The organism is Aquirhabdus parva (assembly GCF_003351745.1).
Taxonomy (GTDB): domain Bacteria; phylum Pseudomonadota; class Gammaproteobacteria; order Pseudomonadales; family Moraxellaceae; genus Aquirhabdus; species Aquirhabdus parva.
This window is the reverse complement of record NZ_CP031222.1, coordinates 944,979-970,335: the sequence shown is the minus strand read 5'-3', so window position 1 is coordinate 970,335 and position 25,357 is coordinate 944,979. Positions and strand designations below refer to the sequence as shown.

Genomic DNA, 25,357 nt, shown 5'->3' with positions numbered 1-25,357 from the left:
TTACTCTATTAAAGGTTTGGTTTTTCAACGTGATCTAAACGCGCAAATTCAGCATCAAAGTAACTCGTTGTCATGCGACTTAAGCCTTCAAGTAGCTGATCAAATGTTACATTGGGTGTTGGTGTGCTTAGATGCCGGATCACACTAAAAATCCCCCCTGTAATACAAATATAATTAATCGTTGCCATATTTTCGAGACGTAGAAATTTGGGATTATGCATGGCATAGCGCATTGCAAACTCCATCAGTGCTGTTTCAATCAGCGGCGAATAACGCGAATAGCGCACATACTTCAAGTAAATTCCACCATCCCTACGCAGCAGATCGCTGAAGCTATTCAACAGTAATTCGACGACATCGTGTAAATTTAACCGAACAAGGTTAGGCGTAAGCTTACGCAGCATGTCGACAATATCATTCACAAAGTGCTGATTCATGGCCTGATAGATTGCTTCCTTATTTTCAAAATACTCATACAACGACCCGACACCAATTCCTGATATTTCAGCAATTTGGCGTGTTGTTGCCCCATGTATTCCGCTCTGGGAAACCGCAATAAATCCCGCTTGGATAATCGTATCTACGGTAACTTTTGCGCGTTGCTGTTTAGGTTTTCTGACCATAATGGAACCGACTTGTATCCGAACAGAGAGTCGGATTATTCTGAGGTTTGTATAGGATTGGATCAATTGCCACATTGATCATATATCCGATCTTAAATGAGTAAATCGGCACATAGTCAAAATCTTGAAAAAACAAATTTTTAAGACAATTACAGCAGTTCAGACAATGCTAGAAATAGCATATAGCTGCCCTTAAGCCGTGGCAAAGGTTGACTAAATAGCTTAACCATTCTTGCCCCCTTCATCATATTTGCAATGCGGAGATAATCATGGCTTCTATTGATCTCGATAAAATGCTGGCTAAAGTCAGAGCAACCCAATGGGCACTGTCCGATATTGATTGGGACGCGCCGGGTGCAGAACTTGTGACGGGCAATCCAGAGCTTTACGCAAAACTCAAACCCTTTATGGCCGATCTCATGTGGATTGAACATATTGGTGCACGAGCTTTCTCCGCCATGTCAAAGAAAGCACCGACTGAAACATTGAAACAAATGTATAGTCACTTTCATGCTGAAGAACAACGCCATGCCAATGCTGAAATGGCACTCATGAAGCGCTGGGGCATGCTGGATGGCGATGTAATTCCTGAACCAAACAAAAACTTACGCCTCACCATCAAATGGCTAGATACCTACGCCGATAAAATGCCATTTTACGTGCTCGGTGCTGTGATTCCAATGCTTGAAGTCGCATTGGATGGAGCACTCTGTACATTCTTGCTTGAAACCGTTGAAGATCCTATTTGTCACCGAGCTTTCGATTTGATTAATGATGATGAATCACGCCACTTGGGTGTGGGTTTTTCGGTCATGGAAGCTCAAGGCTATAACAAAACATTGATTGAACTTTCAAAAATGGCAGCACGAATTATCGATCCACGTTTATTACTGGGCATCGCCGCTTACCTGCCGCTCCTCAATAAAATGCGTGATAACGTCATCAAGATGGGGCTTCCCGAAGAAAAACTCTACGCGGCCATGCGCAAGTTTGAAAAAATTGCTGGTCGTACGGCTGAAGGTCGCCGCAATCCTTGGTATCAGATCATCAACTGGAATGCGCGTATGGTGGTCAATCGTAAAAACCGAACCTACCACATTCCTGTAGATGCAATGGTCAGAGCAACGGATCGACTTCCTGCCAATAAGATGCCTGACATGCCAAGTTGGGTTAAAGAACTCACCTATGAACCCAGCGCTGTTCATTAATGCTGAATGGCATCATCCGTTTCGATTAGATAGAAATCACATTAAATGCCTCCCTTGCGATTGAGCACAACATGCCCAATTGCAAGTTAGCGCGAGTTATTTCTAGAACTTTTCAGATTTTTACTTCTGAGTATGATTATGAATTCACAAGCTCATTTAAGTGCTACCACCGTTGAAAACATCTCTCAACAAACCTCAACAAAACCACGTCAAACACGTAGCAGAAAAACTCCGCCCTCTGTCAATAAAGCACTGGCTATTGTTGACACATTAATCATAGGCGCTGGGTTTGCTGGATTAGGCAGCGCAATCCGCCTAAAGCAAGCCGGTCTAGAAAATCTGTTGATCATCGAACGATCAGATAAAGTTGGCGGCACTTGGCGTGATAACACCTACCCTGGTGCAGCTTGTGATATCCCGTCTAACCTATACTCTTACTCATTCGCACAAAATCCGAACTGGTCACGTGGTTTTTCCAATAGTTCAGAAATTCTAGGATATATTCATTATCTGGTTGACCATTTCAAACTCAGCAATCTTATTAAGTTTAACCACAATGTTTCCAGCTTAAGCTTTGATGAACAGACTGGCCTATGGACTGTTGCTTTGGCCGATGGAGAGTTTTACCAAGCCCGTACAATTATTTCTGCGGCAGGCCCCTTGTCTAATTTTAGCTTTCCAAAAATTGCAGGTTTAGAAAACTTTAAAGGTAAAAAAATCCACAGTGCAAACTGGGATCATGACTATAAAATTGAGGGTAAGCGGGTTGCAGTCATCGGCACTGGCGCTAGTGCAATTCAAATTATTCCTGAGCTGGTAAAAACTGCAGAATTTGTCAAAGTATTCCAACGCACTCCAGGGTGGGTGACGCCACGACCAGATTACAAAACGCCAGAGTGGAACAAAATCATTTTCCGTAAATTGCCTGCCACACAAACAGCTATGCGAAAGGCTCTGTACTGGACCCATGAATCTATGGCTTTAGCAGTCATTTGGAACTCTCCTTTGACTAAAGTTGCAGAGCAATTGGCCAAAAGCCATCTGAAACGCCAAGTAAAAGATGTCTGGTTACGCCGTCAGCTCACCCCAGACTTCAAAATTGGTTGTAAGCGTGTATTGGTCTCCAATGACTACTACCCTGCTCTACAGCAACCCAACTGCAAACTCATCACTTGGCCAATTGTAAAAATCACTGAACATGGCGTACAGACCATGGAGGGGGTTGAGCACGTCGTCGATTGCATCGTATTTGCAACAGGCTTTGATGTCAGTAAATCGGGGACACCATTTCCGATTACAGGAATCAATAATCGTAATCTAGCTGAAGAATGGTCCCGTGGTGCTCAAGCCTATAAAAGCATTAATGTTTCCGGCTTTCCAAACTTGTTCTTCACCTTTGGACCCAATTCTGGCCCAGGACACAACTCAGCTTTGGTTTATATGGAGTCACAGATTGATCATGCAATTCGTTTGATCAAAACCATCATCGACCAAGAAATTAAAGTACTGGATGTCAAGCCCGAGATCCAAGCTGAATATAATCAAAAAATCCAAAAACGTCTGACCAAAACCAACTGGAACTCAGGTTGTAAAAGTTGGTATTTGACAGAGGATGGTTTTAATTCAACCATGTACCCTGGTTTTGCCACTCAATACCAAAATCAAATGAAAAACATTGATCTCAGTGACTACAGTTTAATCATGAAATAAAGAAAATATAAATCAATGAGATATATAGCTTTCATAGCTTGAAAGCTATATATCTCCTTAACACTCTTCAAATTTCAACGATTGATAACCAGAAAACAAAAAATCAACATACCTCAAACTCTTCCTGAGTTTAAAAAGCAAGAAATGTCTAATCACTGACAAAAAAACAGCACCAAAATTACATAAATACACGCAAAAAAACTAATTCGCCTCAAAACCCTTGCTGTGGACCATATTTTTTACAAATTTAATATATTTATTTACTATTCTACCCAAAAGATTTGACTCTAGATGAGCTTTAGGACTATACATAGATAGATATCTAGTTTTAGAATCAATAAAACAAGTAAAGTTCCTATTACTAGAATAAAGCAAGATCGATAAATATTATAGATGAAAGCGTGTTGTGAAAATTATAGTAATAAAGAACGATTATTTTAACTGACCGATTAAAAATTAATGTATCAAATTAGATGGTGATTTTAAAGTTTTAGCTACATTTTTTGAAATTAGTTTCAAGGAATTGACGTAGTGCCGCAACTTAAAGCTTCACGATCTATCGCTAGGGGAAATGAAAATGCCAATTCAAGCAAGCCCGAATACAACACTTACCCTTAACTCATTATTAGAATTCAACGATGATGAGTTTGTTCACAATGCTTATGAAGCGTTGCTTCGTAGACCACCTGATCCGAGTGGATTGCAGTCAAACTTACAGCAATTGAGCAATGGTGAGAGTAAGCTAGGTATTCTTAAACAACTGAGATTTTCACCTGAAGGTGGTCATGACAGTGCTATTGCACTCGAACTAGATATTGCCATACAAGGAATGATCTCAGATACTGAACGACTGCTATTTGTTTCGACCAATGTTAAAAATATTTATTATAAGTTTAAAGCCGCAGCCGAAATGAGCTCAAGGAAGGTTACATAATGCGTATCGTTATTGATTTGCAAGGTGTTCAAAGCAACGATACCAAACAAGCGATTGGGCGCTATTGTCTATCGCTGACGCAAGCAATCTTGCGCAATAAAGGAGAGCATGAAGTCATATTGGCACTCAATGGCCTATTTCCTGAAACCATTGAACCTATCCGAGCAGCATTTGACTCACTTCTTCCCCAAGAGCAAATCAGAATATGGCATACACCCGATATCAGCGATGCTATCGATTCCAAAAAATCAAAGTTTAAAAAAGCGGCTGAACTGATTCGTGAAGCGTTTATCGCCAATTTAAAACCTGATGTAATTCTCATTACCAGCCTTTTTGAAGGACTGTATGACTCAGCTGTCACAACGATAGGTTTGTTTAACCACACGACACCAACTGCTGTAAGTCTCTACGATCGAACGCTATTTACCAGTAAAACATCGAATATTGAACGGTCGATTCTTGATAACGAGATGATCGAGTCATGGTATGAAAACAAGCTCGATCAGCTTAGACGCGCACACCTCCTGTTATCCACATCGGAACTTGCTCGTAATGAAAGCATAGATTATCTAGGCTTACCCGCTTCACAAGCTGTGAATATTGGCAATGCAACTGATCCTCGTTTTCAAAAAACTCAAATTCCCCGTACACTTCAAACCTCGGTTCTTGAGCACTACAGCATCACCAAACCTTTTATTTTGTATGTAGGTGGACTTGAACCCAATAAAAACGTACAGGCAACCATTCGCGCATTTGCCCTGCTTCCAGAAGAAGTACGTAAGAATAATCAGCTTATCATTGTCTGCGAAGCCAAATCAAAAGCACGTCATGGTCTAGAAACACTCGTTAAACAATTTGGTTTGTGCAGTGAGAATATCGTTGTAACAGGATTTATTCCAACTGAAGATCTCATCACACTCTATAATTTATGTCAGGCACTCATCGCGCCATCTGCTGTAGAAAGCTTCAACATGTCTGTGTTAGAAGCCATGTCTTGCGGAGCGGCTGTAATCGGTGCGAATACTACAAGTCTTGCAGAAACAATTGGCCGTACCGATGCATTATTTGATCCCTTAGATGATCAAGATATTGCAGATAAAATCTCGAAAGTACTATCTGATCAAGTCTATCAAACCAATCTAGCCAAACATACCCTCGAACAATCTAAATCTTTTTCTTGGGATCAATGTGCAAAAAGAACACTCTTGGCGCTTGAAAAACTTCACGAAACAAACCTCGAGTTAAAGAAAAAAGGTTCTGCACTTCCCCCACGCATTCGGCCTAAACTTGCCTACGTTTCCCCACTCCCGCCTTTGCGTAGTGGAATTTCTGATTATAGTGCTGAACTTTTACCAGAATTATCACGCTTCTATGACATCGATGTCATCGTAGAACAAGATGTGATCTTGAGCTCGTGGGTAGCGGATAGTAGTTCAATCAAAAATGCTGAATGGCTTGCGCGTAATGCGGAATCTTATGATCGCGTTATTTATCATTTTGGTAACTCAGAATTTCATCAATATATGTTTGATTTAATCGAACAAGTCCCTGGAATTGTCGTATTGCACGACTTTTTTATCAGTGGAATTGTTGGCCATATGGAGTTACAAGGATTTAGACCACGAGGTTGGGCCAAAGAGCTTTACCATTCCCATGGTTATAATGCCGTTAAAGTCTATTCTAAATCGCAAGAAGATGCCGTATGGAAATACCCTTGTAATAAAAGCGTTCTAGAAAACGCCCAAGGGGTTATCGTCCATTCCAATAGCCCAAAAAAACTAGGAACTCAGTGGCTAGGCGAAGATTTTGTTAAAAATTGGTCAGTTATCCCTTTGCTCAGAGCACCTGCACAACCCATTGATCGGGCGGAAGCACGACAATCATTAGATATTCCTGAAGATGCCTTCGTGATCTGTAGTTTCGGACTCTTGGGACCCACCAAACAAAACAAACGATTATTAGATGCTTGGCTTGACTCTAAATTATCCAAGCAAAAAAATTGTCATTTGATTTTTGTCGGTGAAGCACCATCGAATGCAAGCTACACCAAAGATCTGCTTGAGACAATTGCAAATAGCGATGCTGCAGATCGTATTAAAATCACAGGTTGGGCCAGCACTTTACAATTTCGACAATATTTAGCTGCGGCAGACTTAGGTGTCCAGTTAAGAACTCAATCCCGCGGAGAAACCTCCGCTGCAGTCTTGGACTGCATGAATTACGGATTAGCCTGTATTGCCAATGCCAATGGCTCTATGTCCGAACTTCCTCAAGATGCCGTCTGGATGCTGGATGATGACTTCGAAAACACACAGCTCACTAAAGCACTAGAAACACTGTGGCAAGATCACGATCAACGAAACTTACTCAGTACTTTAGCACGAAAAAATATACGCCTTAATCACACGCCCCGTGCATGTGCAGAGCAATACGCGCGTGCAATCGAAGATCATTATGAGCAATCCCTCACCAACAATAACAATCTAATCAAAACACTTGTGACCCATGGCGGAATATCCAATGATCCCCGTGTATGGCTTCAATTAGCGCAAGAAATTTGTAAAAACCACTCACCAACCGAACCAAAGCAATTATTTCTGGATGTATCAGCACTAGTCGAAACGGATCTTAAAACAGGTATACAGCGTGTTGTTCGCAGCATATTGATAGAGTTGCTCACTAACCCACCCATAGGTTATAAAATTGAGCCTGTATATGCTCGTCCAAATCAACAGGGTTATCACTATGCACGGCAGTTTTCACTGCAATTCCTCGACTGCCCCCGTGACAGCCTGACAGATGCACCTGTGGAAGTCTTTGCTGGTGATATTTTTTTAATCATTGATCTTCACTTCCAAGTTGCAATCCAACAAATCAAATTCTTTGATTACCTCAAGCAGATCGGTGTTCCCCGATATACTTTGGTCTATGATCTACTGCCCATTCTACAACCGAACTTCTTCCCTCAAGGTACATCGGATCAATTTAAGTCTTGGCTGGAGGCCATTACCCACGGCGACGGTGCAATTTGTATTTCTCGCGCCGTCGCAGATGAGTTGGTTGAATGGCTGGATAATTTTGGCCAAAAACGAATGAGACCGTTTAAAATCGGCTGGTTCCATTTAGGTGCAGATGTGGCTGGCTCAACACCTTCTAAGGGGCTACCTGCCAACGCCCAGCGTACCCTTAATGCGATTTCTTTACGCCCAACCTTCCTAATCGTAGGTACTATTGAGCCGCGTAAAGGTCATGCTCAAACTTTGTCCGCATTTGCTCAGCTATGGGATCAAAATGAAGATATTAATCTAGTGATTGTTGGGAAACGAGGCTGGGTGACTCCTGAATTTATTTATACGTTAGAGACACACAAAGAACGTGGTCATCGTTTTTTCTGGCTTGAAGGCATCAGTGATGAATATCTTGAAAAAATCTATGCAGCATCTACTTGTTTGATTGCACCATCTTTTGCGGAAGGATTTGGCTTGCCACTGATTGAAGCGGCGCAACATGAATTACCGCTCATCGTCCGAGATATTCCTGTTTTCGCTGAAGTCGCCGGAGATCATGCATTTTATTTCTCTGGCGAAACCCCGCGTGCCCTTGCAACAGCAATACAAGAATGGTTGCAGCTTGATCTCATTGGTAAGGCCCCACAATCAGACGTAATGCCTTGGCTGACTTGGAAACAAAGTACTCAAGGTCTCTTGAACGTTGTTTTAAATAATCAATGGAGTCAAAACTGGATACCGAGCAATGTTCATCGTTTTCGGGGTAACAGCAGTCTACTCAGAACTAAGGTCGGTAAGAGAAGCAGTGATAGTATCAATAGTACTGGGACAGCAGGCTGGCTCATTTATGGTCCTTACGTTCAAATCCCTGAGGGGCAATACAATATCTCAATTCGTGGTACTTTAGGTAAAGGTGGCTTATCAGGTGCGTGGGCAGATGTATCTTTTGATAAAGCAAAAACTGTACTGAAAAAAGTCAATTTGAATGCGCCAGATACAAAAGGAAATTTTATCACCTTCCCTATTCTTATCGATCAGATCTGCGATGACCTTGAAGTCAGAGTCTGGGTCAATAATGATACTGAAATTAATGTGTCCATGATTGAGATCACACCTGTAGCTTCAAATCCATCACAACTTACTCTCATCAATGCTCCCAAAATGGTCGTCGTTGAGCCCATTGCTAATTCGCTATAGAGGTTAAGTTTATGGTTACAAGGGATGAAGTGATATGGTGCTATCGATTGATACTGGGACGAGAACCTGAATCTGAAGAGGCAATTGTTCATCAACAACAATATGAAGATCTCGAAACACTCAGAGCTTTCTTTCTACAAAGTAGCGAATATAAAGAGAAAATTTCAATTAAACCTTCAATTCAACAATTAGAGACTGTTGAATTTAAAACAATGCCCGAAGTTTCAAATGTAGTAACTCAGAAGACAGTACCAGTAAACTCGATAAAAGAGATTAATCAAAGTGATCGGGAAGAAAAATGGATTGTAATTTCTAATTGCCAAACTGTTGGGATTGCAAACTCCTTAAGCTTGCTTTGTGCGAACGTCACCGTAGAACCGTGTGATATTTGGCAACTCACTAAAAATCGGGAGTATTGGGAAGCCAAGCTTCCAGAGTATGACCAACTGATTATTCTTGCGGATATCCGTCATATCAATGTGATTGATCTAAGTCCTTATCAGAATATCACATGGTTCCCAAGCTTCTTATTTCGCGCTTTCCATCCGGATTTATGCTACGTCACAAGTCCTGATGGACATATCAAGACACCCATGGATGAATATAATTCATGTTTGGCTTTCGCGGCCTATAAATCGAATCTAACCATCCATCAAACGAAAAACTTGTACAATAACGAAGTTTACCAAGCTGTAGGTTTTTATAACTTTTGGCAAGCGGAGAAAGAGCAACTCTTCAGAAGATTTGATGACTTTGATCTCGATATCAGAAGTAGTTTTGTCCAGTGGGCAAGACAAGGCAGCTTTATGTATAGCGGCAATCACCCTAAAGTGAATGCGATCTATGATATAGCAACGCTGATTGCTCGAAAAATTCGCGGTAAGCACTTTGAAACCACCATCAGACCTCATGATAATTTGGCAGTAGGGCCAATTTATCCGATTTATCCTGAAATTGCAGAAAATCTTGGGCTAAAAGATGGCTCATATCTTTTTAAACCCATCAGCGCATATAAGCTATTTGATTTAGATGAATTCCTTGAGGGGAGTTTCGGCGCATATGAAAAATATAATGCCGATGCCTTAATGATTCATGATCAATATGTACATCCTTATGAAAATGCAATGAAATATATTGCGGAGCGTAAATATGAGCAATCCATATAAAGGTTTAGAGAACTTTCAATTTTGGCGCCGCTCTATTTCAACGACGGATTATCATACCTTTGACCCTATCGTTCAGCCCAAATTTAGACTGCGTAAAGATGAAAAAATTGCCACGGCAGGCAGTTGCTTTGCACAACATATCGCCCGTCGCTTGTCAGCGATCGGCTTTAATTATTATGTTCCCGAATCAGGTGAGGGACTCAGCGATCAAGAGCGCAAAGAACGTGGTTTCGGTATGTTCTCTGCTCGATATGGCAACATTTACACCGTACGCCAGTTGGTACAGCTTTTTGATGAAGCATTTGAAACACGAACCTCAAGTGAATTGCCTTGGCTGAGAGAAGATGGTCGCTATATCGATCCATTTAGACCTAATATCGAGCCTCAAGGCTTCAAAGACGCAAAAGGTGTACTTGAGGAGCGCAGCAAACATCTTAAACATGTGAAAGACATGTTTCTTAATGCAGATGTCTTTGTGTATACCTTGGGTCTTACTGAAGGCTGGATGAGCAAAACCAGTGGAGATGTATTTCCTCTGGCGCCTGGTGTTTCAGGAGGGAGTTTTAATGATACCGATTATGCGTATAAGAACTTCTCTGTCATCGAAGTCATGGCAGACTTGAATGCTTTTTTACAAAGACTCAAATCCGTCAACACTAAAATCAAAGTCTTGCTGACGGTCTCCCCGGTTCCACTGATCGCAACTTTTGAAAAACAACATGTTTTGGTGTCCACAACGTATAGCAAGTCTGTTTTGCGCGTTGCCGCTGAAACCGCTTCTCGTGAATACGATTGGGTTGAGTACTTCCCATCCTATGAAATTATCACCGGTAATTTTAATCTGGGTAAATATTATGAAGATGACTTACGTGAAGTGAATAGCAATGGTGTGAGTCATGTAATGCGCTGCTTCCTCAGACACTACGCTGAAGGTCATACCCAAAAATCGGTACGTTATGATGTCGTACAACCGATCAACAAGCACCCCGTCTCTGATATTATTTGTGATGAAGAATCTATCGCCAAAACCGCTTTTTAAGTTTAAAGCGATTACACTTTCAAGCAATTTTGATTACTAACCCTATTCAAATCATGGCGGGTGATTGACCCCGCCATGATTTGGCCTCGGATTAAAAACATCGTTCCTAAACAGTCATATGACTACGCGTCTTTGCATGCCTTACAGTCTTCAGATCAGGGTAACCAAAATTATCCGCATTACAGATCAGATTTCAACCAAAACGCTTACAGCTTGACACAGCAAACGTTCCACGTGTTCCATCCTTTGTTATCCACAAGCTTACCCGCAAGCATTGGGGGTAACTTTGGTTATGGTTGATTATGGCTAGTCCAAACGACGTCATACCAAATTCGGACGGCCTTTGAGCCTAATCGACATGGCGCGTAACCAGCATTTTTTAATTCACTAATCGCCTGCCGATCAATTGCAGGATCACCTGAACCTTGCTTGATCCGTACATCTTGCACTTTTCCCGCCTCGTTTAGTAATACACGCGCGGATACACGTTTAGGCGTGCCATCTGCGATATTCGTTTCGGCAAACAATTTATTTAATAGATCCATAAAATCTAACCTGTTTTGTTCAAACTGGAACAAGTGCTTTACATTGTATAGAACAGCCCAGACAGATGATCAGTCTCTCCCCTTCCTTTTGAGATTAAACCTATCTTGCTATCGTTTATAGATCTCTAATACATCTTTTGTAAGTTTATTCTAAGATGACTTCTGATCCTGGGTACACAACTCGATTAATACCCCATCAGCACCAGCAGGCTACTTTGATAAAAAACAAAAAAGCCCTAAACCAAGTAGGTAAAGGGCTTTGCGGTCTAGTATAAACTAGCGTGAAACATATAATGGTGGCTATGGCGAGACTTGAACTTGCGACCCCCGCATTATGAGTGCGGTGCTCTAACCAACTGAGCTACATAGCCAGAACTGATGAATCAGAACTTTTGAAGGACGGCATTATGCCGACCATGTGACGCTTCGTCAAGCTAAAACGCCTAAAAGATCAACAAGCCATGCGTTATTTTGCATGCTTATTTTTAAGCGTTTAAAACTTAAACAAACATCACTTAATAAATTTAGTGCAAAGTGAGCCTATAAGCCGGGTTCTGTCGTGAACGATCATTCCTCTAGGCGTATCGTCACCAATACGCTCAAGCAACCTACCCGAATCCGACGCGGGCCACGCCATGGATTCCTATTTGGTCTTGCTTCAAGTGGGGTTTACCGTACCGGTCTGTTACCAGACTCGTGGTGCGCTCTTACCGCACCGTTTCACCCTTACCACGCACCCTTACGGGCCGTTCGGCGGTCTACTCTCTGCTGCACTATCCGTCGGCTCACACCGCCCAGGCGTTACCTGGCACTTTGCCCTACGAAGCCCGGACTTTCCTCCCCTGCTTTAATCCAAAGATCTCATCAGCGGCGACCGTCCAGCTCACTTTGCGCGCGCATAGTAGCAAAACCAAGTCGCTTGATGTGAATTAAACTGCATTTATTTTTTTCGGAATATGAATATAGACGTTAAAGCACCGAAAATTCGTGCTTAGGCTTAAGATGCCAGCGCTTTGAGTCGCAGTGATTTCGCCATGAGCTCATCTTGAGTCTCAGCATGATCAGGATCTAGGGGAATACAATCGACCGGGCAAAACAGCTGACACTGCGGCACATCAAAATGCCCGACACACTCGGTGCAGAGATCAGGATCTATTTCATAGATCTCAGAGCCCATATAAATCGCTTGATTAGGGCACACGGGCTCACATACGTCACAGTTAATGCATTCGACAGTGATTTTTAACGACATAAGGAACAATAGACCTGCTTAAGATAGCATGGCTCATTATAAGCCCTTTTACGCCCAACCATTCGCCCGTTTTTCAGCGAAAGCCGCATTCACCGCAACAGGCACAAACTTCGCTACATCCCCCCCTAAACGGGCAATCTCACGAACTAATGTGGATGAAATAAAAGATAAATGCTCAGAGGGCGTCAGAAAAACGGTTTCAAAATGTGCATCAAGCTGGCGGTTCATATTCGCCAATTGGAACTCGTACTCAAAGTCAGATACAGCGCGCAATCCGCGCAACACGGCTGTCGCACTTTGGTCTTGAAATAAGTTGACTAACAACCCACTAAAACCAATGACTTTGACATTAGGCAAGTGATCAATCGCACTATGGACCAGTGCGACACGCTCACTCAGATCGAATACAGGGCTTTTATGATGACCCGCAGCAATCGCCACAACGACTTCATCAAACATGCGTGAAGCGCGTTCGATTAAATCGGCATGTCCATTGGTAATTGGGTCAAAAGTTCCAGGATAAATAACACGGGTCATCATGAGACTCTGCAATACGTTAGAATGCGAACATGTTAGCAAGAAACTGAGTACAGTAAATGACTAACGTGATTAAATAGCCGATTAATCACATCTTGTAGCTAAATTTTTACCAAAAAATGCAACGCTATCGCAGAACTTCCGGCACAATGTCGCACTATTTATGATTTAACATCCAATATAGACATATTGAGTAGCATTCAGAGAAGATTTACAGAAAAACCATGAGTAAAGATAAAACATCGGGCGGTACAATCGCCCAAAACCGCAAGGCGCGTCATGATTTCTTCATTGAAGATAAAGTTGAAGCGGGCTTGGTCTTGCAAGGCTGGGAAGTCAAAGCGATTCGCGCCGGTAAAATGACGATCTCGGAAAGCTATGTGATTTTTCGCGATAATGAAGCCTTTTTATTCAATGCTCAGATTACCCCGCTGTGGTCTGCTTCAACACATATCGACCCTGAAGCGACCCGTACCCGAAAACTGCTCATGTCACGTCGTCAGATTGATAAGCTCATGGCTGCGGTCAATCAAAAGGGTTATACCTGTGTACCGCTCGCCAGCTTCTGGAAAGGCCAGTATGTAAAGTGTGAGATTGCGCTGGTGAAAGGTAAAGCGCTACATGACAAACGTGCGACTGAAAAAGACCGCGATTGGAATCGTGAGAAACAGCGGGTGTTTAGAAAGAGTCATTGATAATAAAAAAGCCTAGCAATTGCTAGGCTTTTTTATTAAACCAATAAGAAATTATACGAACCGTAAGAACAACCAGTACAAGCCACCTGATAGCGCCATCGCAGCAGGCAACGTCAATACCCATGCGGACAAGATGCTACGCACAGTGCTCCATTGTAAGCCTGATTTATTGGCCGTCATGGTTCCTGCAACCGCACTATTCAAGACATGTGTCGTACTCACAGGAACACCCACACCGTCGGCAGCCAGAATAGTCGTCATAGCGACAAGCTCAGCCGACATCCCTTGACCATAAGTCATGTGTGACTTACCAATTTTTTCTCCAACGGTCACTACAATCCGTCTCCAGCCGACCATCGTACCAAGTCCAAGAGCGAGTGCAACAGCAACCTTGACCCATGTTGGGATGTACTGTGTGGCTTTATCGAGATTTTTACGATAATCGACCACGGTTGCTGTTTGTGCGGCATTTAGCGTTGGCATGGCTTTATCTTTATCCAAACGCTTCAACGTCGCACTACTCAAATACATGTCATTACGCAAGTTAGCTGTCGCTGATTCAGGAACTTTGTCCATACTGCCGTAGCTTGCAACGGCATCGCCAAGATGGTTCGATAGAACTGCAACCGAGGGAACGACTTGTGGATTAACTTGGCGATCTTGGATATAACGCGTCAGTGTTGCTCGCGCTTGGGTATCGGTAATAGTAGGTTGAGACGGTGCCAAAATACGTGCAGTCTTCTCAGACAAAGCCGCAAATGACTGTACTTGAGTACTATCCATCGTTTTATTCAATGAATAAGCCAGCGGCACAATTCCGATTAGGATGAGCATGATCAAGCCCATTCCCTTTTGCCCATCGTTTGAACCATGGGCAAAGCTTACACCTGTGCAGGTGAAAATTAACAACGCACGAATCACAAACGGTGGTGGCTCATTGCCAACAGGAGGTTGAAACAACTCTAAACGACGCTTAAAAACAAATTTTACAAGCAAGAAAACAATCGCAGCAAAACCAAAACCAATCAGTGGTGAAAAAAGTAATGCCTTACCCACTTTGATCACTTGCTCGACATCAACACCACTAGCACCATCCGTTGCCGAATGCAAAAACTGATTCATCAATCCTACACCGATGATTGAACCCACCATGGTATGTGAACTTGAAGCTGGGATACCGAGGTACCAAGTCCCTAAGTTCCAAATGATCGCTGCGAGTAACAACGCAAAAACCATCGCAAAACCCGCACCACTACTGACATTCAAAATCAGTTCGACGGGCAATAAAGCAAGGATCCCGTATGCAACGGCTCCGCTTGCCATTAACACGCCAAGAAAGTTGAACAGACCAGACCAGACGACAGCGACGGATGCAGGCAATGCATTGGTGTAAATAACCGTAGCGACCGCATTAGCCGTATCATGAAAACCATTCACGAACTCAAAGCCGAGAGCAATCGTTAATGCTGCACCCAACATTGCAAAAGAGAAAATCGTAAGCTGCGGAACATGGGATAAATCAGTCGCTAATTGAGTCCCAATATAGATCAATGCAAAAACGATTAAACCAAAAAACAGTGGCTTAAACCATGAAGGCATTTTGGCATTGGCTTTATCAACCACTGGAGGAGTTGCTTCTGTGACAGGTGCCGCTGATGAAATCGTGTTCATGGCTAGACCTTGAGCAATATAATTTATTGGTTGGCATTTTCGATCCTGAATATGACAGTATTATGACATTCTTGTTTTATGGCATAGCGATTTGTAGACGAAGGGGCTCACTGCCCTAACCTAATCTTGCTCTATCCTGCCACACCTAGCATTCACGTGATGTAATTACCTGTTAGAATACGCAGCTTTTTGTTGTGTTCCATGTATACGCACTCCATATCTAATGGATGATCGTGCAGATTGAATGATGGGTTTATTAAAGTCGCAGTGACGTTGCTTTATTCTTGGTTTTCGGAGTTCTTTGTAAAAATGTCTACACCCGCAATCGCAGCTCAAAATCTAAAAAAACAGCTTCAAGAGCTACTGAAACAAAGAATTCTCATTATCGATGGCGCGATGGGGACCATGATTCAACGCCACAAACTCGAAGAAGAAGACTATCGAGGAGAGCGTTTCGCTGACTTTGAACATGATGTGAAGGGCAACAACGATCTACTGGTGTTAACGCAGCCTCATATTATTCAAGGCATCCATGCTCAGTATTTGGAAGCTGGTGCAGACATTATCGAGACCAATACCTTCAATGGTACTCAGGTGTCTATGGCTGATTACCATATGGAACACCTTGTCAGTGAGATTAACACCACTGCGGCTCGACTTGCCCGTCAAGTCTGTGACGAGTTCACCGCAAAAAATCCTGATAAACCCCGCTTTGTCGCGGGTGTCCTTGGGCCAACATCGCGCACCTGCTCGATCAGCCCAGATGTCAATAATCCTGCATTTCGTAATGTGACTTTCGATGAACTCGTTGAAAACTATGTACAAGCCACTCTTGCACTGATCGAAGGTGGTGCACACATCATTCTGATCGAGACCGTCTTTGATACGTTGAACTGTAAAGCCGCAATTTTTGCGGTCAAAACCGTCTTTGAGCAAATCGGCTACGAACTGCCCCTGATGATTTCAGGCACGATTACCGATGCATCAGGTCGAACGCTGTCTGGTCAAACGGCGGAAGCGTTTTGGAACTCGGTGCGACATGCAGACTTGCTGTCGATCGGTTTTAACTGTGCGCTCGGTGCCGATGCTATGCGCCCGCATGTTAAAACGATTGGCGATAAGGCTGATATTTTTGTCTCTGCGCATCCAAATGCGGGTCTACCTAATGCTTTTGGTGAGTACGATGAAACACCAGAACAAACCGCAGAGTTTATCCGTGAATTTGCAGAAAGTGGCTTGATCAATATTACGGGAGGTTGCTGTGGCACGACACCGGATCATATTGCCGCAATCTATCAGGCCGTTAAAGATTATGCGCCACGCCAGATCCCCGAAATCGAACCTGCGTGTCGCTTATCTGGACTGGAACCTTTCAACATCACCAAAGATTCATTGTTTGTAAACGTCGGTGAGCGGACCAATGTTACCGGTTCGAAAAAGTTTGCACGTTTAATCCGTGAACAAAATTACACCGAAGCACTGGCAGTCGCGCTGGATCAAGTTCAGGGCGGCGCGCAGATCATTGATATCAACATGGATGAAGGGATGCTTGATTCAGAAGGTGCGATGGTTACCTTCTTGAATATGATTGCCTCCGAGCCTGACATTTCCCGCGTACCAATCATGATTGACTCATCGAAATGGGAAATCATTGAGGCAGGTCTCAAATGTGTACAAGGGAAGCCTGTAGTAAACTCAATCAGCCTTAAAGAAGGTCATGAAGAGTTTGTCACCAAGGCTAAGCTTTGCCGTAAATATGGTGCAGCGATTATCGTCATGGCTTTTGATGAAGTGGGTCAAGCCGACACCGCTGTACGTAAGCGTGAAATTTGTGAGCGCTCATACCGTGTTCTCGTAGATGAAGTTGGCTTCCCTGCCGAAGACATCATTTTTGACCCTAACGTCTTCGCAGTTGCAACGGGTATCGAAGAACATAACAACTATGCTGTCGATTTTATTGAAGCAACAGGCTGGATCAAACAGAATCTCCCCCATGCCATGATCTCTGGCGGAGTTTCGAACGTCTCCTTCTCGTTCCGTGGCAATGAGCCCGTACGTGAAGCCATTCATGCTGTGTTTTTGTATTACGCCATTAAACAAGGCATGACGATGGGGATCGTCAATGCGGGTCAGCTCGCGATTTATGACGACATTCCGAAAGAGCTGAAAGACTGTGTTGAAGATGTCATCTTAAATAGACGAGAAGATGGTACTGATCGCCTGCTGGAAATCGCGGAAAAATTTCGCGGCGAAGGGGGCGCTGTGCGTGCTGCCGAAAATCTTGAATGGCGAGACCAACCTGTCAGTAAACGTCTGGAGTATGCTTTGGTCAAAGGCATTACCGCATTTATTGATCAAGATACTGAAGAAGCGCGTCTAGAAGCCAAACGTCCATTGGATGTCATCGAAGGCGCACTGATGGCCGGAATGAACGTGGTTGGAGACCTGTTTGGCGAGGGCAAAATGTTTCTACCCCAAGTGGTCAAATCAGCACGCGTCATGAAACAAGCCGTGGCATGGTTAAATCCTTATATCGAAGCTGAAAAAGTAGTCGGTTCCAGCAAGGGTAAAATCCTGATGGCTACCGTTAAAGGTGATGTCCATGACATTGGCAAAAATATCGTTGGGGTGGTACTTGGCTGTAACGGTTACGACATCGTTGATCTTGGCGTCATGGTCTCTGCGGAAAAGATTCTAAAAGCAGCGATTGATGAAAAAGTCGATATTATCGGCTTATCAGGTCTCATTACACCGAGCCTCGATGAAATGGTCTTTGTCGCCAAGGAAATGCAACGTCAGGGCTTTAAAATCCCTCTGTTGATTGGTGGAGCAACGACCTCTAAAGCACATACCGCCGTTAAAATCGATCAACAATATCAAAATGATGCTGTGGTTTATGTTGCCGACGCATCGCGTGCAGTGGGTGTAGCGACTACCCTGCTCTCTCCAGAAATGAAGCCCGCTTTTGTCGCAGAACGCCGTGCGGAATATGAAGAAGTCCGTATTCGCATTGCCAATAAACAGCCTAAAGCACCGAAGTTGACCTACGCGCAAGCCATTGAACACGGCTTAAAGCTAGACTGGGAAAGCTATCACCCCCCTAAACCCAATAAACTGGGAATGACGGTGATCGACGAATATCCACTGGATCAGTTGATACCTTATATTGACTGGACGCCGTTCTTTATTTCATGGAGTTTAGCAGGCAAATTCCCTGCTATCCTAGAAGATGACGTTGTCGGTGAAGCTGCGCGTGATCTGTTTGATAACGCGCAGACCATGCTCAAGGACTTGGTCGACAAAAAACTCGTCACTGCAAAAGCGGTATTCCGCCTGCAGCCCGCCAGTCGCAGTGGCGCAGATGACCTTGAAGTCTATAGTGATGAATCACGTCAGACGGTTACCCATACCTTCCACCATTTGCGCCAGCAAAGTGATAAAGCATCGAAGCAACCGAATTTTTCACTCGCGGACTATATTGCCCCTAAAGCAACAGCGGTCGAAGACTATCTCGGTGGCTTCACTGTATCGATTTTTGGTGCCGAGGAAATGGCAATTGAATATCGTGCCAAAGGCGATGACTTCTCGGCGATCCTTGTTCAATCCCTTGCAGACCGTTTAGCTGAAGCGTTTGCTGAACATCTGCATGAGCGGGTTCGTAAAGACTATTGGGGCTATGCACCGGATGAGCAGTTGGATAATGATGCCCTGATCAAAGAAAAATACCAAGGCATCCGCCCCGCACCGGGCTACCCGGCTTGTCCGGAACACTCTGAGAAAGCCACTCTCTTTAATTGGCTAGATAGTACTGCGCAAATCGGTACGGAACTCACTGAAAACTATGCAATGTGGCCGCCATCATCCGTGAGTGGTTTCTACTATTCACATCCTGAAAGTGACTACTTCAATGTCGGTAAGCTGGGCAAAGATCAGATTGAGTCCTATGCCGCCCGTAAGGAATGGACCGTTGCCAAGACCGAACGCTGGTTAGGACCCAATCTGGATTATGAGGCCAACTAAACGCGCATTATGCGCGCACCCAATGGGTTGAGTGTCAGGACTTTCCGTACTGACGCTCACGCAGCCATTTAGTCGCAATATATTTAATCCCTTCAATCACAGGCATGCCTGCATGCAGACTATTGCTATGTGGTTTGCCATGCTGATCGGTATTTGCAAATAAAAGGCCTGCGCCTTTTTTAGGTCGGAACTCCAGACCAATATTCGGAAAACGGGTCCCTCCGCCAGCAGCGATATCGGACAAGTAAAGAATAAAGCTCGCCACCCGCTGCCCTCCGATAGCCAAATGCTTTGCACTGCCCTCGTACTTCGGATCAAAGAAGTCGAAGTGTGGGCGATATTCACCGCCATGCTGATAGCGTAAGACTTGCAAGCCTTCGCCGTGGGTTACAGGCCAGTTCACAAGTGCCCCAATACGCTGCTCGATTTTGCTCACCAAAGGATTTTCACCGCGGTTAAAGAAAGTCGAATCGCTGCTTCTGCGCTGATCAAGCTGCAAGGAGCCATCCTTGTTATCAACAACGGTAGAACGCGCAAGCTTACCCTCTTGCTCTGATAAATGGATCAACTCATCGCACTCCTGAGGACTGAGCATGTCTTCAAAATAAAATATCGCTGGATTTTCAAAGTGTCCGAGCAAGCGAATCACCTGACCTTGAGCGTCTATGAAATTGTTTCCCGATGCCAGATGATCCAAGTTGAAATCTTGTTTTTTTTGATTTGAATCTGGAGTTTTTTTATCTGTGGCGCCTCGAGTTGATAATCCGTTATCGGTAAATTTGAAACCGTTTTCATGCAGGATACGACCGATCTCCCCAGGATCACAGCCCCGCTCTAGATTTTCAATCAACCAATGCTGCCACTCAATGGGCAGTTGATCGACCCAAGCTTGATCCGCACTTCCCATATTGATCACCTTCTATGTGTTCGGTAATAACGGCTAAACCATATCAATTTATCATGTGATACGTTTGTTGCATCACTATTCTCTTCGTAAAAGTGAATAAAAGGAATACTCACTGCTCAATCTTTCGCTGATCAATGATGAAATAAAAAAAGCCAGCTTAGATCAAGCTGGCTTTTTATTCTCACCACAAATTTTATCAATTCACGGACACAGCACTCCACGCTGCCGCTACCGCTTTATATTCAGTCGATGCAGCACCGTATAAATCCGTTGCAGCGGTCAATGTTGCAGCACGCGCTTGCGCATATGTGGTGCCTGATGTGAAATATTGAGTCAACGCTTTATACCAGATTTTAGCTGCTTTATCATGGCCTATTGCCGTCAAAGCCGTATTGCCATTACAGACTAAACTGCTTGGTGTAAGTGTGCTTGTGAACCCTGTTGGAACAACAGCACCTTCTGAAAGGAGATAGAAAAAGTGATTGGCTACACCTGAAGTATAGTGTGGATCATAATTACCATAGAGTGTTCCTGAGGATGCACGCCAGAACTTCTCACCCGTAGCAAATCCACCAGCTGGCAAACAGTCAAAAGACCCAAAGGAACCTTTTGTACCATCAGTAAATGTTCGTACGGTTGTCTCCTTATCAAGGCTCGGCTTAAACATCCATCGCAATGCATTGGTCCCATTCTTTGGGTCGACCTCAACATCTTCACCTATTAAATAATTACCGGGATGGGAGGATGTCGCACCATAAAACTCAACAGAGGTTCCCATGATGTCTGATGCACCTTCATTTAACCCTCCTGAATCCTTATGATTATAAGCCAAAGCCGAAGTTGCTGAAGTCACGCCATGTGTCATCTCATGCCCAGCAACATCTAAGGCAACTACTGGTTTGAAACCTGTCGTACCACCACTCCCATCGCCGTAATACATACTCTTTGAATAATCGCTCCAAAATGCATTGTCATATCCTTGATCAAGGTGTGCATAACTCACAACTCCCTTGCCATCATTAAAAATGCCATTCCGACCTTGAGTATTTTTATAAAAATCCCACGTTTTTGCTAATCCATAAGCAATATCAGCAGCAGCAGTACTACGATTTGTAGCAGTACCATCCCCAAATATATTAGTCGTATTAGTGAATGCTGTTGAACCGCTGGCGATCGTCGCGAAATCTGAAGTGTAATAGGGCTCTGGCGCATTGTTCGCATCACGAACTTCACCATTACCACGGGATGGATCTTTTAAACTATATTTGCCACTCGTCAAATCAGTTGTTAACGTCACTGTACCCAGATACAGCGTTTTACCAGTTCCTGTCGCGGCGACTGGCTGAATCTTTTCCTCACGATCTAAGACTGCACCAGTGTCTGCAGAAATATAGAATAATGATGATTTAAGTTGCTTACGTGCTGAGGGTGTCAAATTTTTAGTCAACCCTTCTACTTGACCAGTTACCAATACTTCATAAGCAAGAATCGGTTTAGTATTTCGTGCAAAAACTACCAATTTTGGTGCAACAGTTTCCTTGACGGTTCCGCCAAAATTACTATTTGCAATTGATGCTGCGCTGGCAGCCGTTATATGAGCGTTAGGTACCCCACCAGCTGCACTACCGGCAGCACTTTGTGTCAAATTAATTGCACTGTTTTGAGACAAACTCGCTTGCTTTAATTGCCCATGATAGGAATGAACTACCGTATCTCCACCAATCACCGGTAATCCATTATAAGTCCGTGTAAAACGCACATGTTCGGTCCCGTCACGATCTACGATTACATCTTTGGCTTGAAATTGATCACCAGTCGCTGCACTACTCGGTGCGGTTGCACCCGATGCTCTTGCAGAAGTGCTTACAGTTGATGAACCAGCAGCCAATTTAAAAGCACCGCTATTTTGTTGAATTAATCCCAAGGCCCGGTCAATTGCGGCATGGTTCTTTGTGTCGCCTGCTGTTGCATGGTGAGCTGCCAATATCATAACTGCAGCCGAAAGCACTTTAATGCGAAATTTCATAATGACTCCATTTAATAATTTTCCAGCACATAATCAGCAAACTGTTGGTAGACGTTCACCAAAAATGACCGGTTGGAAAGTTTTGATAAAACTTACATGATCGATGTATTGCTAAATATGGGGTACATACCAGTAACTCTACCGACCCTTATCTCAGCACCTAAACAAAATAAATCATTAATAAAATTAAAAATTTAATTTAATTTATTTGCTTTGATATTTGTCAAATATTTCCTTAAAAATTTCATAGAGAAATAACAAATTCGATTGAATCTCTTGAATTCTTAGTGAAATAAAGACAAAAGTGAAATGCAAATAGCATACCAATTGGTAAAATTTTATTTTTAGATAAATGTTGAATGTTATAATGTATCTTATTATGAGTAGCTAATGAAGTTAATATATGCTTAAAACCAAGAAGGCCAGAATATTGAATTCTGATGAGATATCACAATTTAAATATTAGATAAAAACAGCATATCCTGCGCATAAAAATATGCTGAAAATTAAACCTTAGAAAAAAATTTAGATGGGTGTGAATCAAACCGCATGCACTTTACACCGTACCGCATACGGCAATACTTCTAAGCGCTCAGCCTCGATCGGTTCCCCACAAACTGTACAGAATCCATAATGCCCCGTATCTAAACGTGACAAGGCATCATTGACTTGAATGAGCTCATTTGATGCAGCCAACTGCACAGCAAATTGCTCATCATCACGCCCATGCAAACTGGCTTGGTCACTCCATTGATCATTATCAGGCGCATTTCGCTCCTCTCGCTCAGCGGCAATTCTTGCTAGACGACCTTCCAACTCTTTTTTTAATTCAACCAAATGTGCGCGAATCGTTGTAGTACTCATCATCATTCCTTGTTCTGATTTTGTTCTGACTGTTGTCATGGATGAATAGCATGATTCGGATGATGGAGCAAATCATTTTTGATCTGTCAGAGATTTTTTCCTTTAAGAATTAAGCAGATTCAGGAGCTGCTGTAATCTCGTTCTGATACAGAATTCGCCATCGATAATCATAGACAGGATAGAGTCCACTTTCATAGACTTGATTACACTTCAATATTTACAACCGCCCCATCGCCTTGAGTCTTTTCATCGACTTGATTACCGCTCCACGCAGGATCTATTTTCATGAAAGCATCTGATTTATTTGTTAAAGCCCTTGAAGCTGAAGGCATTCATTATGTCTTTGGGATTCCCGGTGAAGAAAACCTCGACTTTCTGGAATCATTGCGTTCATCAACCATCAAACTGGTTTTAACCCGTCATGAACAATCTGCAGCATTTATGGCAGCAACGATTGGACGCTTAACGGGAAAAACAGGGGTCTGTCTCTCCACACTGGGCCCCGGAGCAACGAATCTGGTGACAGGTGCGGCTTATGCACAACTGGGTGGTATGCCGATGCTGATGATTACCGGTCAAAAGCCGATTAAGACCAGTAAGCAAGGACACTTTCAAATTGTCGATGTGGTCGACATGATGCGACCACTCACCAAATATACCAAACAAATCGTCTCTGCCGACAATATCTCAGCACACGTACGCGAAGCCTTCCGTCTGGCTGAAGAAGAGCGACCGGGTGCGGTGCATTTGGAGTTACCTGAAGATATTGCGATTGAAGAGACGGATATGCTGCCAATTCCTGCCAGTCGCCATCGCCGCCCGATTGCTGATGACAAGTCGATCCAATGGGCGGTCGATGCCATCAAAGCGGCTAAGAGTCCTCTGCTCATGATCGGTGCAGGTGCTAATCGCAAGCGCACGTGCCGCGTCTTGCGTGAGTTCGTGGATAAGATATGTATCCCCTTCTTCACCACACAAATGGGCAAAGGGGTGATTGATGAATCTCACCCTTTATGGCTCGGTAATGCAACGCTGTCTGATGGTGACTTTGTTCACCGCGCGATTGAGCATGCCGATCTGATCATCAATGTTGGCCACGATGTGATTGAGAAACCCCCTTTCTTTATGCGCCCCCATGGACGCACCGTGATTCATATCAACTTTTCGAGTGCTGAAGTTGATGCAGTTTATTTTCCTCAAATTGAGGTCATTGGCGATGTACCTCATACGATCTGGCGCATCAATGAACTCATTACCCCACAACCGCATTGGGACTTTAGCTATTTCCTGATGGTGAAAGAACATCTTGAAGCACACTTAAGTCTAGGCGCAGATGATCCACGTTTTCCAATGTATCCGGTACGCGTTGTCGCTGATGTTTATCGCAGTATGGCGAAAGACAGTATTTTATGTCTGGATAATGGCATGTATAAGATCTGGTTCGCGCGTTACTATCGCACCCACTTACCCAACACCATGCTACTGGATAACGCCTTAGCGACCATGGGCGCGGGATTGCCTTCTGCCATTGCGGCCAAGATTGTGCATCCTGAGCGTCAGGTTCTGGCGATTTGTGGTGATGGTGGCTTTATGATGAACTCGCAAGAGCTTGAGACTGCTGTCAGGCTGGGACTGCACTTGGTTGTGCTGATCGTTCGCGATAATGCTTTTGGCATGATTCAGTGGAAACAGGCTCACATGCACTTTCCTAACTTTGGCATGGATTTAAGCAATCCAGACTTCGTGGCATATGCTAATAGCTACGGTGCAATTGGACATCGTATTGAAGCTGCAGATCAACTAACACCCTGTATTCAACACTGTCTAGCGACACCTGGCGTACATGTCATTGATCTGCCGATTGACTACTCTGACAATGACCGTGTCTTAAACAATGAGATTCAGACCTTGAGTGCGCAGATTTGATACCGTAAAGAATAAAAAAGCCTGCAAAT

The 25,357-nt window shown here is 43.6% G+C and carries 17 protein-coding genes, 1 tRNA gene and 1 other RNA gene; 9 read left to right on the top strand and 10 right to left on the bottom strand.

The window, feature by feature from the left end:
* Positions 1-8 precede the first annotated feature (8 nt).
* Positions 9-626, bottom strand: coding sequence for a TetR/AcrR family transcriptional regulator (locus tag HYN46_RS04280; protein ID WP_114900596.1), 618 nt, complete (start codon positions 624-626; stop codon positions 9-11).
* Between the two features lie 266 nt (positions 627-892).
* Between HYN46_RS04280 and HYN46_RS04275 the strand changes: the two genes are divergently transcribed.
* From HYN46_RS04275 to HYN46_RS04250, 6 genes are all read left to right on the top strand, one after another.
* A complete protein-coding gene (locus tag HYN46_RS04275; RefSeq protein WP_114898249.1) occupies positions 893-1,831 on the top strand; it encodes a BAR domain-containing protein in 939 nt (312 codons plus the stop codon).
* Positions 1,832-1,969: 138 nt separating this feature from the next.
* On the top strand, positions 1,970-3,541 hold the full coding sequence (locus HYN46_RS04270) for a flavin-containing monooxygenase (protein ID WP_114898248.1): 1,572 nt from the start codon (positions 1,970-1,972) through the stop codon (positions 3,539-3,541).
* Positions 3,542-4,118: 577 nt separating this feature from the next.
* The gene (locus HYN46_RS04265; RefSeq protein WP_162818081.1) at positions 4,119-4,475 is read left to right on the top strand and encodes a DUF4214 domain-containing protein; all 357 of its coding nucleotides are present in this window, start codon (positions 4,119-4,121) and stop codon (positions 4,473-4,475) included.
* Positions 4,475-8,680, top strand: coding sequence for a glycosyltransferase (locus HYN46_RS04260; RefSeq protein WP_114898246.1), 4,206 nt, complete (start codon positions 4,475-4,477; stop codon positions 8,678-8,680). The genes HYN46_RS04265 and HYN46_RS04260 overlap by 1 nt, the downstream gene beginning before the upstream one ends.
* Before the next feature lie 11 nt (positions 8,681-8,691).
* Positions 8,692-9,846 (top strand): WcbI family polysaccharide biosynthesis putative acetyltransferase, encoded by a 1,155-nt coding sequence (locus tag HYN46_RS04255; RefSeq protein WP_114898245.1) that lies wholly within the window; start codon positions 8,692-8,694, stop codon positions 9,844-9,846.
* Positions 9,830-10,885, top strand: a complete 1,056-nt coding sequence (locus tag HYN46_RS04250; protein WP_114898244.1) for a GSCFA domain-containing protein — start codon at positions 9,830-9,832, stop codon at positions 10,883-10,885. Before HYN46_RS04255 ends, HYN46_RS04250 begins: the two co-directional genes overlap by 17 nt.
* 290 nt (positions 10,886-11,175) lie before the next feature.
* Here HYN46_RS04250 and HYN46_RS04240 read toward each other — a convergent pair whose 3' ends face one another.
* The 5 genes from HYN46_RS04240 to coaD all read right to left on the bottom strand — a co-directional run bounded on the left by HYN46_RS04240 (position 11,176) and on the right by coaD (position 13,222).
* The gene (locus tag HYN46_RS04240) at positions 11,176-11,430 is read right to left on the bottom strand and encodes a TonB family protein (RefSeq protein ID WP_114898242.1); all 255 of its coding nucleotides are present in this window, start codon (positions 11,428-11,430) and stop codon (positions 11,176-11,178) included.
* A gap of 294 nt (positions 11,431-11,724) precedes the next feature.
* Positions 11,725-11,801 (bottom strand) — tRNA-Met (locus tag HYN46_RS04235).
* 156 nt (positions 11,802-11,957) lie between these two features.
* Positions 11,958-12,320, bottom strand: an RNA gene (rnpB, locus tag HYN46_RS04230) — RNase P RNA component class A.
* Between the two features lie 107 nt (positions 12,321-12,427).
* Positions 12,428-12,682 (bottom strand): YfhL family 4Fe-4S dicluster ferredoxin, encoded by a 255-nt coding sequence (locus HYN46_RS04225; RefSeq protein ID WP_114898241.1) that lies wholly within the window; start codon positions 12,680-12,682, stop codon positions 12,428-12,430.
* A 48-nt stretch (positions 12,683-12,730) separates the two neighbouring features.
* Positions 12,731-13,222 carry a pantetheine-phosphate adenylyltransferase gene (gene coaD / locus HYN46_RS04220; protein ID WP_114898240.1) on the bottom strand — a complete coding sequence of 164 codons (492 nt, stop codon included), beginning with the start codon at positions 13,220-13,222 and terminating at the stop codon, positions 12,731-12,733.
* A gap of 221 nt (positions 13,223-13,443) precedes the next feature.
* On the opposite strand from coaD, the gene smpB reads away from it, so the two are divergent.
* The gene (smpB, locus tag HYN46_RS04215) at positions 13,444-13,914 is read left to right on the top strand and encodes an SsrA-binding protein SmpB (RefSeq protein ID WP_407640769.1); all 471 of its coding nucleotides are present in this window, start codon (positions 13,444-13,446) and stop codon (positions 13,912-13,914) included.
* Between the two features lie 51 nt (positions 13,915-13,965).
* Here smpB and HYN46_RS04210 read toward each other — a convergent pair whose 3' ends face one another.
* The gene (locus HYN46_RS04210) at positions 13,966-15,513 is read right to left on the bottom strand and encodes an inorganic phosphate transporter (protein WP_407640787.1); all 1,548 of its coding nucleotides are present in this window, start codon (positions 15,511-15,513) and stop codon (positions 13,966-13,968) included.
* 381 nt (positions 15,514-15,894) lie between these two features.
* Here HYN46_RS04210 and metH point away from each other — a divergent pair, with 381 nt between their 5' ends.
* Positions 15,895-19,605, top strand: a complete 3,711-nt coding sequence (gene metH, locus HYN46_RS04205) for a methionine synthase (RefSeq protein ID WP_114900595.1) — start codon at positions 15,895-15,897, stop codon at positions 19,603-19,605.
* Between the two features lie 34 nt (positions 19,606-19,639).
* Here metH and HYN46_RS04200 read toward each other — a convergent pair whose 3' ends face one another.
* From HYN46_RS04200 to HYN46_RS04190, 3 genes are all read right to left on the bottom strand, one after another.
* A complete protein-coding gene (locus HYN46_RS04200; RefSeq protein ID WP_114898237.1) occupies positions 19,640-20,512 on the bottom strand; it encodes a 2OG-Fe(II) oxygenase in 873 nt (290 codons plus the stop codon).
* A gap of 196 nt (positions 20,513-20,708) precedes the next feature.
* Entirely contained in the window at positions 20,709-22,538 is a 1,830-nt protein-coding gene (locus tag HYN46_RS04195) for a M4 family metallopeptidase (RefSeq protein WP_114898236.1), read from the bottom strand.
* A 540-nt stretch (positions 22,539-23,078) separates the two neighbouring features.
* Positions 23,079-23,402, bottom strand: coding sequence for a TraR/DksA family transcriptional regulator (locus HYN46_RS04190; protein ID WP_162818080.1), 324 nt, complete (start codon positions 23,400-23,402; stop codon positions 23,079-23,081).
* 285 nt (positions 23,403-23,687) lie between these two features.
* Between HYN46_RS04190 and HYN46_RS04185 the strand changes: the two genes are divergently transcribed.
* Positions 23,688-25,328 (top strand): acetolactate synthase large subunit, encoded by a 1,641-nt coding sequence (locus HYN46_RS04185; RefSeq protein WP_114898234.1) that lies wholly within the window; start codon positions 23,688-23,690, stop codon positions 25,326-25,328.
* Positions 25,329-25,357 lie beyond the last annotated feature (29 nt).

Coding starts and splice junctions, on each gene's coding strand:
- metH (WP_114900595.1), top strand. CDS start 15,895: ATGTCTACACCCGCAATCGCAGCTCAAAATCTAAAAAAACAGCTTCAA.
- HYN46_RS04190 (WP_162818080.1), bottom strand. CDS start 23,402: ATGAGTACTACAACGATTCGCGCACATTTGGTTGAATTAAAAAAAGAG.
- HYN46_RS04260 (WP_114898246.1), top strand. CDS start 4,475: ATGCGTATCGTTATTGATTTGCAAGGTGTTCAAAGCAACGATACCAAA.
- coaD (WP_114898240.1), bottom strand. CDS start 13,222: ATGATGACCCGTGTTATTTATCCTGGAACTTTTGACCCAATTACCAAT.
- HYN46_RS04270 (WP_114898248.1), top strand. CDS start 1,970: ATGAATTCACAAGCTCATTTAAGTGCTACCACCGTTGAAAACATCTCT.
- HYN46_RS04200 (WP_114898237.1), bottom strand. CDS start 20,512: ATGGGAAGTGCGGATCAAGCTTGGGTCGATCAACTGCCCATTGAGTGG.
- smpB (WP_407640769.1), top strand. CDS start 13,444: ATGAGTAAAGATAAAACATCGGGCGGTACAATCGCCCAAAACCGCAAG.
- HYN46_RS04195 (WP_114898236.1), bottom strand. CDS start 22,538: ATGAAATTTCGCATTAAAGTGCTTTCGGCTGCAGTTATGATATTGGCA.
- HYN46_RS04250 (WP_114898244.1), top strand. CDS start 9,830: ATGAGCAATCCATATAAAGGTTTAGAGAACTTTCAATTTTGGCGCCGC.
- HYN46_RS04225 (WP_114898241.1), bottom strand. CDS start 12,682: ATGTCGTTAAAAATCACTGTCGAATGCATTAACTGTGACGTATGTGAG.
- HYN46_RS04210 (WP_407640787.1), bottom strand. CDS start 15,513: ATGCCTTCATGGTTTAAGCCACTGTTTTTTGGTTTAATCGTTTTTGCA.
- HYN46_RS04265 (WP_162818081.1), top strand. CDS start 4,119: ATGCCAATTCAAGCAAGCCCGAATACAACACTTACCCTTAACTCATTA.
- HYN46_RS04185 (WP_114898234.1), top strand. CDS start 23,688: ATGAAAGCATCTGATTTATTTGTTAAAGCCCTTGAAGCTGAAGGCATT.
- HYN46_RS04240 (WP_114898242.1), bottom strand. CDS start 11,430: ATGGATCTATTAAATAAATTGTTTGCCGAAACGAATATCGCAGATGGC.
- HYN46_RS04275 (WP_114898249.1), top strand. CDS start 893: ATGGCTTCTATTGATCTCGATAAAATGCTGGCTAAAGTCAGAGCAACC.
- HYN46_RS04255 (WP_114898245.1), top strand. CDS start 8,692: ATGGTTACAAGGGATGAAGTGATATGGTGCTATCGATTGATACTGGGA.